Source organism: Verrucomicrobiia bacterium, from assembly GCA_026414565.1.
Lineage (GTDB): Bacteria > Verrucomicrobiota > Verrucomicrobiia > Limisphaerales > Fontisphaeraceae > Fontisphaera.
The window spans coordinates 373,930-386,159 of the sequence record JAOAIT010000018.1; the positions used below are offsets into that span (position 1 = coordinate 373,930).

At 58.6% G+C, this 12,230-nt stretch carries 7 protein-coding genes; 3 read left to right on the forward strand and 4 right to left on the reverse strand.

All coding sequences use genetic code 11. The annotated features are described in order from the left end of the window. The first annotated feature begins 13 nt into the window (after nucleotides 1-13). The 3 genes from metG to N3J91_05625 all read left to right on the forward strand — a co-directional run bounded on the left by metG (nucleotide 14) and on the right by N3J91_05625 (nucleotide 4,674). Nucleotides 14-1,567 (forward strand): methionine--tRNA ligase, encoded by a 1,554-nt coding sequence (gene metG / locus N3J91_05615; protein MCX8155917.1) that lies wholly within the window; start codon nucleotides 14-16, stop codon nucleotides 1,565-1,567. 171 nt (nucleotides 1,568-1,738) lie between these two features. Further along, a complete protein-coding gene (locus N3J91_05620) occupies nucleotides 1,739-3,199 on the forward strand; it encodes a serine protease (protein MCX8155918.1) in 1,461 nt (486 codons plus the stop codon). Then, nucleotides 3,196-4,674 carry a hypothetical protein gene (locus tag N3J91_05625; protein MCX8155919.1) on the forward strand — a complete coding sequence of 493 codons (1,479 nt, stop codon included), beginning with the start codon at nucleotides 3,196-3,198 and terminating at the stop codon, nucleotides 4,672-4,674. The genes N3J91_05620 and N3J91_05625 overlap by 4 nt, the downstream gene beginning before the upstream one ends. A gap of 100 nt (nucleotides 4,675-4,774) precedes the next feature. On the opposite strand, the gene N3J91_05630 is transcribed toward N3J91_05625, so the two are convergent. The 4 genes from N3J91_05630 to N3J91_05645 all read right to left on the reverse strand — a co-directional run bounded on the left by N3J91_05630 (nucleotide 4,775) and on the right by N3J91_05645 (nucleotide 11,932). Then, nucleotides 4,775-8,191: an efflux RND transporter permease subunit gene (locus N3J91_05630; protein ID MCX8155920.1), complete on the reverse strand. Its 3,417-nt coding sequence runs from the start codon at nucleotides 8,189-8,191 to the stop codon at nucleotides 4,775-4,777. Nucleotides 8,192-8,207: 16 nt separating this feature from the next. Then, nucleotides 8,208-9,653, reverse strand: coding sequence for an efflux RND transporter periplasmic adaptor subunit (locus tag N3J91_05635; protein MCX8155921.1), 1,446 nt, complete (start codon nucleotides 9,651-9,653; stop codon nucleotides 8,208-8,210). Beyond that, entirely contained in the window at nucleotides 9,650-11,113 is a 1,464-nt protein-coding gene (locus N3J91_05640) for a TolC family protein (protein MCX8155922.1), read from the reverse strand. Before N3J91_05640 ends, N3J91_05635 begins: the two co-directional genes overlap by 4 nt. 528 nt (nucleotides 11,114-11,641) lie before the next feature. Then, nucleotides 11,642-11,932 (reverse strand): hypothetical protein, encoded by a 291-nt coding sequence (locus N3J91_05645; GenBank protein MCX8155923.1) that lies wholly within the window; start codon nucleotides 11,930-11,932, stop codon nucleotides 11,642-11,644. Nucleotides 11,933-12,230: the final 298 nt, after the last annotated feature.

Consider the following 12,230-nt stretch of genomic DNA (forward strand, 5'->3'; position numbering starts at 1 on the left):
CTCGGCCCGGCGCATGAGCAAGCGTTTTTACATTACGACGGCCATTGATTATGTGAATGGGCAGCCTCACCTGGGGCATGCCTATGAAAAAATCATCACTGACGTCATTGCCCGCGCGCACCGGGCGCTGGGAGAAGAAGTGTTCTTTCTGACCGGGCTGGACGAGCATGGGCAGAAAGTGCAGCAGGCCGCGGCGGCCATGGGCAAGGAGCCCCAGGCCTATTGCGACGAACTGGCCGAAGACTGGAAACGGTTTGTGGACAAGCTGGGATTGTCCAATGACGAGTTTATCCGCACCACCCAACCGCGCCACAAACAGTGGGTGCAGACCGTGCTCAACCGCCTGCATGCGCAGGGCGATTTTTACCTCAAGGAATACCGCGGCTTCTACAGTGTCAAAGAGGAAACCTTTTTGACCGAAAAAGACCGCCGCCCGGACGGGACCTTCGATCCCGCCTGGGGGGAGGTCATCGAGTTGACGGAGCAAAATTATTATTTCCGCCTGGGCCGACATCAACAGTGGTTGATTGAGCACATCGAGGCCAATCCCGCCTTTGTGGCGCCGGACTATCGCCGCAACGAAGTGCTGGGATTTCTCAAAAACAACGTGCTCGAGGATTTGTGCATCACGCGGCCGGTATCGCGGTTGAACTGGGGCATTCCCCTGCCCTTTGATCCCAACTATGTGACCTACGTGTGGTTTGACGCCCTTTCCAATTACGCAAGTTTGCCAGGCGCGCTGGGGGACCCTCTGGTGGTCAAAACGCTGGGATTGCCTCAGCCGCCCCATGGCCCCGAGTTGTGGCCGGCCGACATCCATGTCATTGGCAAGGACATCATCAAGTTTCACGCGGTGTATTGGCCGATCATGCTCAAAGCAATGGGACTGCCGCTGCCCAAACAGGTTTTGGTGCATGGTTGGTGGCAGAAGGACGGCGCCAAGCTGAGCAAATCCACCGGCAACATTGTGGACCCCGTCGCCGTGATTGATGAATGGGGCCTGGATGCCTTCCGCTATTATCTGGTACGCGAGCTGGCCATCGGGCCGGATGGCAACTGGACAGATGCCGGTTTCAGCAGCCGCTACCATGCGGAGCTGGCCAATGGGTTGGGCAACCTGCTGAATCGCACCTTGAACATGGTTAAAAGATACCGCCAAGGTGAAGTGCCGCAGCCGCATCATGAGCTGGCGCCGGAAGCCACGGCCGTGGTGGAAAAAGTGATTACCATGCTCCGGCAAAATGAATTACAGGAGGGCTTGATCGCCATCTGGTCCCTGGTGAACCGGGCCAACCAATACATTGACCAGACCGCGCCATTCAAGCTGGCCAAGGATCCGGCCCAGGCCGCGCGCCTGGACCAGGTGCTCTATAACTTGCTGGAGTGTTGCCGCGTGCTGGCGATTCTCCTTTCTCCCTACCTGCCCACCACGGCCGCCCGCATCTTTGAGCAACTCAACCTGGGCAAAGTCCCCCCGCTTCTGGCTGAAGCAGCATGGGGCAGGCTGCCGAAAGGCCACAAAGTGGGCGAGCCTTCGCCACTTTTCCCCCGCAAAGACCAGCGTTAGCCCTGGTGCATCGCTGATTGCCGCGGGGCGGCTGAACCAGGGGCAGGGATTAAAAAACACCCCCCGCGGAAATTTATCATCCTGATGCTTGCACTCTTTCCCGGCCATGTTGCCACGGCCACGGTGAGGGTAAGGCTTGACCGGCACAGAGGGGGGAAGCAGTATGCAGTTGTGCGCAGTCCAAAATTGATTTCCTTGGGGCTGGCTCTCTGGATGCTGATCGTTTTGGGGCTTTCAGCAGCGGATCCGGAGAAGTCAGTAGTGCAAATCTTCAACTTCAGCCAGCAACCGGATTGGGGGGCGCCCTGGCGCATGGAGGGATTGCGGCGCGGCACCGGCACCGGTTTTGTGGTGAAGGGCAAGCGCATCATGACCAACGCGCATGTGGTGAGCTGGGCGCGCCAGATTCTGGTGCGGCGCTATCAGGATCCACGGCCGTTTCTGGCCAGGGTGGCGTTCATCGGGCATGACTGCGACCTGGCCTTGCTGGAGGTGGAAGATGAACGCTTTTTTGAAGGGCTGGAGCCGCTGGAACTGGGTGATTTGCCCAAGGTCCGCTCCACCGTGGTGACTTATGGATATCCGGCAGGCGGCGAGCAGATTTCCTACACGCGCGGGGTGGTGTCGCGCATTGAAATCCAGACTTATGTGCACATTGCGAATCGGTCCTTGCTGGCCGTCCAGACTGATGCGGCCATCAATCCCGGCAACAGCGGCGGGCCGGTGATTCAGGATGACAAAGTGGTGGGGGTGGCGTTCATGGGCGCGCCGGGTTTGGAAAACACCGGGTTTTTCATCCCGCCGAACATTATTCGCCATTTTTTGAAGGATATTGAGGATGGGCGTTACGATGGTTTCCCCTCGCCCGGGGTCCGGATTACACCGCTGCACAACGCCGCCTATCGCCGCTTCTTAAAGCTGCCCATGAATGAGTTTGGCGCACGGATTGATGGAATTCAGGCCCAGGATGAAAGTGAGCGGTTGTTGATGGAGGATGATGTGCTGTTGCAGGCGGGGCCTTATATGGTGGGCAGTGATGGCACCATACTCTATGAAGGCAACCGGGTGCACGTCGTGGCGGCTTTCCATGAAATCCAGCACGGAGAGAGCATTCGGCTGAAAATCTGGCGCAAAGGTAGCGAGGTTGAGGTCAATCTGACCTTGAAAGTGCAAAAGCGGGATCTCGCCGCCGGCAATCAATATGATGTGCTGCCGCGGTACTACATCCACGGGGGACTGGTGTTCACGCCGCTGAGTCTGGACTATCTCAAGACGTTTGGGCGTAACTGGTCGGACGAGGTGGGGGCCGAGCTGGCCTACGAGTTGTTTTACCGGCGCCATGAGCTGCCAGGAACGGTGCGCGAAGAGCCAGTGGTGCTGGCCGTGGTGCTCGCGGATCCGGCCAACGCCAGTTTTAATGTGAAAGGAAGGGTACTGGTGGACCGCATCAACGGCATGCGCATAGAAAAACTGGAGGATGTCATGACGGCGTTTGCCAAGGTGAAAACCGGGCAGCATCTGATTGAATTCCTGCCCAAAGGAACCTTTGAATGCCTGGACGCCCAAGCGGCAGCCGAAGCCGGGCCAAGGGTAATGAAAAATTATGGCATAACGGAGGATCGTCGTTTATGAGGCAATTGCGATTGATTGGCGTGCTGGCGTGGCTGGCGTGGCTGGGAGGGACAGGCGGTGGAGCCATAAACGCGGCTCCAGCCTCGCAAACGCGATGGGAGCAGGCCATCATTAATATAGAGTCCACGCGGGTGGTATATGATTCCATGCAGCCGTGGATCAAGCGCCCGCGGACCTTTTTGAAAACCGGAGTGGTCATTGCCCCCCGCGAAATTTTGACCGCAGCCGAGGATTTGCAGGATCGCACCCTGGTGCGCGTCCAAAAAGGAGGGCGTGGCCCGTTTTACAATGCGGAGGTGGCCTGGCTGGATTACCATGCCAACCTGGCCATCCTCACCGTCAAAGAAGAGGCTTTCTGGAAGGGGCTGCGCCCGGTGCCCCTGCTGGAGGGCGCTCCGGCGCGAGATGATTTGCGGGTGGCTCGTTGGTTGAATGCCAATCTCGAAATACGGCGGGTGGAATTCAGCCAGTTTACGGTGGACGATGCCCGGCTGAGTCCCATCCCCGCGTTGTATCTGGAATTTGACTCGGAAATGACCAGCATCGGCGGCTCGGCCCCTGTCATCTCCGGCGGCAAATTGGCGGGCATCACCTGCCAACAGGTGGATAATCATGTGCGGGCTTTGACGGCCACCTTCATTCGCGATGTTCTGGAGGCGCGCAAGAAGGGCCAATATCGCGGTTTGGGATTTTTTCCGTTTTACTGGCAGCCTACGCCCAACACGGCCTCCCACCGGTACTTGAAATTGCCAGGCGAGCCGCGTGGGGTGGCGGTCATTTTTGTGCCCGAGCTGCCGGCGGTGGAGGAGAATCTCAAACCCATGGATATTATTCTGCAGGTGGACGGTTTCGACATTGATCCTCAGGGGCGGTATCAGGATCCCCTTTATGGGCAGCAAATTCTGGAGAATCTGAGCATCCGCGGCAAGTTTGCCGGAGATATCGTGCGTTTCACGGTCTGGCGGGAGGGGGCGATACGCATGGTGAATTACCGTATGCCCAAGTTCGATTACCATCTGCGCATGCTGCCGGATCACGTATTCGACAAGGAGCCTGAGTACCTGATTGTCGGGGGTCTGGTTATGGTGCCGCTCAACAAGCCCTTTTTGCGTTCGTGGGGCGATGATTGGAAACGGCGCGCACCCTTTCGGCTGGTGTATTACGACAATGAATTTCCCACCCCGGAGCGTCCGTCGCTGGTGGTGATGTCCTTTGTCCTGCCCGACGCCTACAACCTGGGTTACCAGGATTTGCGCGCGCTGGCCGTGGAGAAGGTCAACGGACAGATCGTGCGTAACCTGCGGGAAATCAAGGCGGCTCTCCAAACACCCCAACAAGGTTACCACATCATTGAGTTCGTGCGCAGCGATACGGTGCGCCGATTGGTTCTGGACGCCGGCCAGTTGGAAGCCGCCAATACGCGCATCTTGCAACGGTACGGCATCCCCAGGGCGGAAAGCATCTCACCGCCGTGAGATCACCCCCTTTGGGCACGGAGAGCAAAGACTAACGTTAAATGGCAGGTGGTCACGGCCTGCGGCTCAATTCCAAGGATGCGTCCTGGCAGCGAGCATGTCAGGCCCCCGAACCATGCAGCTTGCGTTCCAGCTCGGTGAATTGGGCGCTCAATTCCTGCCAGGATTTGCGCGGAGGCGGAGGGCCTTTGACCCAGGTGACCTGGCGCACGCGCCACAGAGAATAGATCGCGGGCACGATTTCGAGCGTCAGGATGGTGGAGGTGATAAGACCGCCCACCATGGGCGCGGCGATGCGCTGGATGGCCTCGGCTCCGGCGCCGGTGGCCCACAAGGCCGGCACCAGGCCAAGGGTGATCATGGCCACGGTCATCAGCTTGGGACGGACACGCTGCACCGCCCCATAGGTGATGGCCTCAAACAGATCGTGCTGGGTTTGCATGCGCCCGGCCTGTTGGTACAGGTGGAAAGCTTCGTCAAGGTAGATAATCATCACGGTGCCGGTTTGGGCCGCGAGACCGGCTAGGGCAATGATGCCCACCCACACGGCGATACTCAGTTGATATCCCATGAGGTAAAGCATCCAGATGCTGCCCGTCATGGCGAAGGGGATGGAAAGCATGATCATCAAAGTCTGGGGCACACTTTTAAAATTCAAATAGAGGAGGATGAAAATGAGCATCAGGGTGATGGGCACCACAAATTTCAGGCGTTCCTTGACCCGGAGCATGTGCTCGTACTGGCCCGTCCATTCGAGGCGATACCCGGGAGGCAACAGCCCGACCCGCTCCATCTTCTCACGGACGGCCTGGCGGGCGCGAGCCACGTAACCGCCAATATCCCGGTCGGTGATATCCACATACACCCAGCCGGTGAGCGCGCCGTCTTCGTTTTTGATCAAGGGCGGTCCAATCGTGGTCTGGATATCCACCAGCTCGCCCAGCGGGACCTGGACCAGTGGCCGGCTGGCATTGGCCGTGGCTGGAGTCATGGGGCCGGCCATGCCCGCTCCCGGGGCGGCAGCCTCAGGCAGCGCCACGGGGACGAGGACCTGTTTGAGTTTTTCGGGATCATCGCGCAGCTCGCGGCTGTAGCGGAGGTTGATGGAATAACGTTCCCGGCCTTCGATGGTGCGGTCAATGGCCATGCCGCCAATGGCGGTTTCTACGATCATCCAAACGTCCTCGACGTTGAGGCCGTAGCGGGCCATGGCGATGCGGTTGGGAATGAGATCCAAATACAGACCGCCGGCGGTGCGTTCAGCATAGGCGCTGCGGGTGCCCGGAACGTCGCGGATCACCGCTTCCAGTCGCTCACCGATGCGGCTGATCACCTCCAAATCGGGGCCATAGATTTTAATGCCCACCGGCGTGCGAATGCCGGTGGAAAGCATGTCGATGCGGGCCTTGATGGGCATGGTCCAAGCATTGACAAGCCCCGGCAAACACAAGGCCTCGTCCATTTCAGCGATCAATTCATCCCACTTTAGCGGCCGCTCCTCGGGCCATAACTTGCGGAGCGCCAGTTTAAGGCTCTCCGGGGCCCAATTGGAATACCATCTGGTTTGCGGCACTTTGCGCCATTCGCTTTGCGGTTTTAACTGCACCACTGTTTCAAACATTTCCAGCGGCGCGGGGTCGGTGGCCGTTTCAGCCTTGCCCGCCTTGCCATGGACAGTGAGGACTTCGGGGAATTGCTTGAGAATGCGGTCCTGGATTTGCATGAGACGGATGGCTTCAGTCATGGAAATGGTGGGGAGAGTGGTGGGCATGTAAAGAATGGTGCCTTCATTCAAGGGCGGCATGAATTCCGAGCCGAGCCGTTTGAAAATGGGAATACTGGAGGCCACGGCCGCCAGCGCGATGGTGATGGAGAGGAGGCGCCGCCGCATAAGAGCGCTGACCCATGGATAGTAAAGCCGGTGCAAAAGCCGGCTGACCGGGTGCCGGTATTCGGGAATCACCTTGGCGCCGGTCATTAACACGATCAAGGCGGGTCCCACGGTGAGGGAAAGAAAAGCGGCCCAGGCCATCGTGAAGGTTTTCGTGAAGGCCAAAGGCTTGAACAACCGTCCCTCTTGTCCTTCAAGGGTGAACACGGGGAGAAAACTGATAGTGATAATGAGCAGGGCAAAGAAAAGGGGTTTGCCCAGTTGTTTGCAGGCTCCGATGATGATTTCCTGTTTTTGCCTGCGCGTCAGCCCCGGGGGTGCGTGCTCAAGCTTCTTATGCACGTTTTCCACCATGACGACCGCCTCATCACAAATCGCTCCGATGGAAATGGCAATGCCGGCGAGTGACATGATGTTGGCGGTCAGCCCCATGAAATACATGGGAATGAAGGCCAGAGCAACGGCCAGCGGGAGGGTCACAATGGCACGGGCGGCCCCGCCAAAATCCAGCAGGAATACGATGACGATGAGGGAAACAATGAGACTTTCCTCAAGGAGCGTGCGCTGTAGCGTGGCAATGGCGCGACGGATCAGGTCGGAGCGATCATAGGTGATGACGATGTCCGCACCTTCAGGCAAAGACGGCTTGATCTCCTCGATTCGTTGTTTGACGCGCTCGATGACCTGAAGCACGTTTTGACCGTGGCGCACGACAACGATGCCACCCACGGTCTCGCCTTCACCGTTGAGGTCTCCGGCTCCGCGGCGCATCTCGGGACCAAGGGAAATGTTGGCCGCAACGTCACGCAGCAGAATGGGATTGCCACGGGCATCAACGCCGACCACCACCAGCCGCAAATCTTCAAGGTTTTGGATGTATCCCCTGCCCCGCACGAGATAAGTGGTGCCGTGGCGCTCCAATTCACGGCCGCCGACATCATTATTGGCGGCACGAATGGCTGCGACAATCCGGTCCAGCGGGAGATTGTAGGCGAGCAACCGGGCGGGGTCCAACTCGACCTGGTACTGTTTCTCGTAACCGCCGAAAGTGGCCACCTCCGCCACGCCTTCCACGCTTTGCAGCCAGTAGCGGAGATGCCAGTCCTGGAAGCTGCGCAATTCGGCAGCATCGTGTTTGCCGTGGCGATCAACCAGGGCGTATTGAAATCCCCACCCCACGCCTGAAGCATCAGGGCCAAGGGTGGGGGTTACCCCGGGGGGCATATTTCCAGCCAGGCCCTGGAGGTATTCGATGACCCGGGAACGCGCCCAGTAGATATCGGTTCCGTCGTCAAACACCACATAAACAAAGGAATACCCAAAGAAGGAATAACCGCGCACCACTTTGACCCGCGGAGCGCTGATCAGGCGGGTAACGATGGGATAAGTAATCTGGTCTTCCACCAAGTTGGGGCTGCGCCCCTCCCAACTGGTGTAAATAATCACCTGCGTGTCGGATAGATCGGGGATGGCATCCAATGGTGTGTTTTTGACACAATATACGCCTCCGACAAACAAGGCGCCCACCAGCAGAAAAACCATGAATTTGTTGCGCGCGCTCCATTCGATTATGCGCTCTATGAATGAGTCCTTGGGGGGCGCCAGCGGGGATCCCGAGGTGTTCATAGCCGTTGCTCCTGGTTCAATGTGCATGGCCTTTCGCGGTGTTGGTGGCAGGCATAACAGGGGCGGCCTCGGCCATCATGCCGGCTATTGCCGCCTTCAACTGGCTTTCAGAGTCAATCAGAAAGAGGGCGCGGGTGACCACACGTTCACCAGGACGCAGGCCTTCAAGAATTTCCCAATAATCATCGGTGCGCAGGCCCACTTTGACTTCGCGCGGTTCGAGGTGGCCGTCCTCCTGATCCACAAATACGACATGCCGCAGGCCGGTGTCCAGGACGGCGCCCGCCGGAGCAGTCAGGCGTCGCCCCAAGGGGATCACCACCTGCGCCTGCGCCCACATGCCGGGACGCAGCCGGTGCTGGGGATTCTCCATCTCAAGGCGCGCCTCACCGCGACGGGTTTGGGGGTCAATGTGCGGGTAAAGAAAAGTGATGGTGTTGGTGAACACCCTTCCGGGAAAAGCCGGAAAGTTGAGCCGTACCACCAATCCGGTCTGCAACAGTGGCCAGTCCTTTTCCCAGAGGCTCAACCGGAGCCAGACGTGATGCAGGTCGGCAATTTCGTACAAGGTTTCCCCCGCCATGAAGGCCTTGCCTTCCACCGCCGCCTTGCTGAGAACGTGGCCGCTGAAAGGAGCACGAATCAAAGTTTCATCCCCGATGGCGCCACGTTCCTCGATCGCGGCGATTTCTTCCGGCGCAATCTGCCACAATTCCAGGCGTTTGCGGGCGGAGGCAGCCAGACGGGCGGCAGTTTCGCGGGCCACGCTGGCGGTGGCATTGGTCTCGGTCTGGCGCAGGTTTCGCAACGCCAATAAATACTCATTTTCTGCAGCCATGAGTTCCGGGCTGAAAACGCGGAATAACGGCTGCCCCGCCCTGACTTCCTGTCCCGTGAAGTTTACGTAGATTTCCTTGACCCAACCTGCAAATCGTGGCGCCACGCGGGCGTAGCGCGTTTCATCGTGTTCCACGACAGCGGTGGCCCAGACTTCCCGAACCAGCTCCCGTTCTTCCACCACGGAGGTACGCAGGCCGATGGTCTGTCGGCGCTCCGGCGATACCTGCACCACGACCCGCCCCGCCGGCAGAGAGGGCATGGTGGCGGCCGCGGCGAACTCGGCCGCCTTTTTATCGTCGGCCAGGAGCAACTTCATGCCGCATTCAGGACAATCGCCGGGCCGATCGCTGATGGAGCCTTCGCATTTCATGGGACAGTAATACTGTCCGGCTTTGGGCAGATAAGGCTTGGCGGAGTCCCTGGTTTCGGTGGGCGTGCCTTCTTTGATGGGCACCAGTTTCATGTTGCAAATGGGGCAGTCCCCCATGCGTTCGCTGATGTAGGTGGGATGCATGGGGCAATGGTATTTTTCTCCCGAACTGCCCTGGCCATGGCGCTGGCATCCCGTGATAAGCATCAGCAACAAAGCTGCGGCAATGATCGAGTGCATGATCGTCTTCATGGGTTAAGAGATTTTGGGGATTGGGTCTCCGAGGGCCGGCCGGGCGGGCGTTGGGGCATACCTTCAGGCAGGCGACCGGCCAGCAACAAGGAAAGTTCTGCCAGTGCCAGCTCGCGCTCCACCCGGGCATTGACCTCCGCCAGGTGAAATTCGAGCAAGGTGCGTTGGGCATCAGCCAGATTGAAGTAATCAACCAGGCCGGCCCGGTAATTTTCCCGGCCAATTTCCAGAGAGAGACGGGCCTTGGGAATCAGTTGGCCGCGGAATAATTCCATCATGCGGGTGGCCTCGCGCACCGTGAAGAGACGGTCCGCCAGTTCCACAGCCAGTTGAATTTGTTCCCGCGCCAGGCGGGCCCCGGCGGCCTGCCGCCAGGCCTGAGCAGCGGCCAGCTCGGCTGCAATCTTGTCTTTCCAGATTGGCAGAGTAAGGCCGGCCTGAGGGGAGGCCACGAGAGGAGAGGCATAGGCATTGATCTCCAGACCCAGATTAAAATCCGGGATGCGGCCTTTACGTGCGAGAGCAAGCGCAGCCTCTGCCTGGCGGATTTCCGCGGCCAGGGCCAGCAACCGCGGGTGCCGTTGCTCAGCTTCACGCAACAGAGCCTCCACGGATAATTCCACCGGGGTGGTTTGAAAATGCGCGGGCATGGGCGGTGCCGCTTCCTGCTCGCGCAAGCCCAATGCAGCCTTGAATTGAGCCAGCAGAGGCTGCTGGGCATCCTCCAGATTGGCGATTTCCGCCTCCAGGCGGTGCCGCTCAATTTGGGCCCGCAGGACGTCCTGCAGAGTGACCTTGCCCACCTGATGCTGGGCCTGGGCCAGTGTCTCCGCATCCCCCACCCACCGCAACATTTCTCGCATGACGCTGATGCGGGCCTGCAAAAAGTACAACTGATAATATGCCTTGTGCACGGCAAAGGCGGCCATCAGCATCTCAGACTCGAAGGCGTAATAGCGGGCGTCACTCTCAGCGGCCGCCATGGCGGTGGCTGCGCGCAATTTACCCGGGCCGGGAAAGTCCATCATCAAGCCCGGCATCAGCGCCATAAGCGTGTCGGCGACATCACTCTGAAAAGTCAGCCGGGGATCCGGAAGCGAGCGGGCCGTGGTGATTTTTTCCACGGAAGCTTTCCACTCATAATAGGCAGCCGCGACGCTGGGATGATTCAGCACCCCATAAAGGACAAAATCGCTCAAGGGGGAATTCGTGCTTAGATGGGGCAGCGCCGGCCGGGCATCGCCGGGGCGGTACTGTTGCGCCACTGCAGTCACTGCGGCGCGAGCCGTTCGCTCGGCAGGCACGGTGCGACCCAAACAGCCGGTGAGGAACAGGGCAAGCAACAGCGCCCCTCCGTGCACTGCCCAGAGGAAACGCCCGGAGGCATGGAACCGGCCGGAAAGCCGCCTGGTCAATGCCGCCTTTTTTATGTAGTTAAATAGCTTTTCCATGCTGCTCATTCCCAAAAATTAACCACTCACGAGGGTATTGCTCCCGAAATCAAATGCCGGAAAATAAAAGCCGGCCCTGAGGGGAACTCCCTATTAGTAATTACGCATAAAAAAGCGTGCCCTCCGGGCACACCTCATGCGTAAAGAGGTTATTTCAGATGAGGAATGAGCAGTTTCGCGTGAAAATCGCCACGGACTCCAGCCGCGGCGTTGCCGGGCGCGGAGACGTAGCAACTGGAACCGGCGAAAAAAGGCCAATGGCCGCGAAGGTGGCTAAGATGGCCAGCAGGGCGGGGACGTCACGATGGGCAAAGTTGGCAGGCAGGCTGGTGAGGGGCGGTTGTGCCGTTGGGGGTGCCCCCGACTTGAAGCAACATTGACACCCTGCCCCGCATTTACAAGTACTGTCGCAGTCTGATAAATCCGCAGGCGGACAAAATGCCAGTTGGGTAGGTGCCATGGCGGCCCATAAGGCCAGGCACAACACCAGAACCATGCCCAAACGGGCAGGCATTTTGACCCGGTTAAAACGCATTCCTATTTATTTTTCTTTTTTTGTGCATCCTCGAGCTTTTTCAAGAATTTGGCCGGTTCTTTTTTGAAACCCTTTTCGCAGGCCTTACAGCAGAGCTTGATCTCCTGACCTTCGTGAACCAGCACGTAGGGCTTGCCCATGCTGCCCAGTTTCTCATCGCTCACCAGGCATGTGTCCAAGGGGTAAGGCTTGGGTTTCTGTGCCGTCGGCTCCGCGGCGAAGGCAGCGACGCTCGCCATGACAGCCAGGGCCAACAGCAGGGTTATTTTAAGCATATTGAATCCATTCTTCATACAATCTTATGTTAACGATTTAGAATACAATGTACTCTTCTCTCATATAGATACCCTCTCGGGTTGATTTGTTCAAACGATATTTGCCATTTGTTGAACGTCCAACGTCCTTTGCTTGGAAAGCTATTCGCGGGTGGACCGGAGGAGCAAACAAATCTTCAATCCCGGCGGATGAGGTCCACCAGTTCGCGGCGGTGGTTATAGACGCGGGCTTCCAGCGGCAGGTGGCCGGGCAGGCTGTGCGTCGCGCATCCCAGGCACGGATCATACGCCCGAAACGCCATCTCCACCTTGTTCA

Excerpts from the sequence above, each read along its gene's own strand:
- N3J91_05635 (MCX8155921.1), bottom strand. The coding sequence starts at position 9,653 with ATGAAGACGATCATGCACTCGATCATTGCCGCAGCTTTGTTGCTGATG.
- N3J91_05630 (MCX8155920.1), bottom strand. The coding sequence starts at position 8,191 with ATGAACACCTCGGGATCCCCGCTGGCGCCCCCCAAGGACTCATTCATA.
- N3J91_05645 (MCX8155923.1), bottom strand. The coding sequence starts at position 11,932 with ATGAAGAATGGATTCAATATGCTTAAAATAACCCTGCTGTTGGCCCTG.
- metG (MCX8155917.1), top strand. The coding sequence starts at position 14 with ATGAGCAAGCGTTTTTACATTACGACGGCCATTGATTATGTGAATGGG.
- N3J91_05625 (MCX8155919.1), top strand. The coding sequence starts at position 3,196 with ATGAGGCAATTGCGATTGATTGGCGTGCTGGCGTGGCTGGCGTGGCTG.
- N3J91_05640 (MCX8155922.1), bottom strand. The coding sequence starts at position 11,113 with ATGAGCAGCATGGAAAAGCTATTTAACTACATAAAAAAGGCGGCATTG.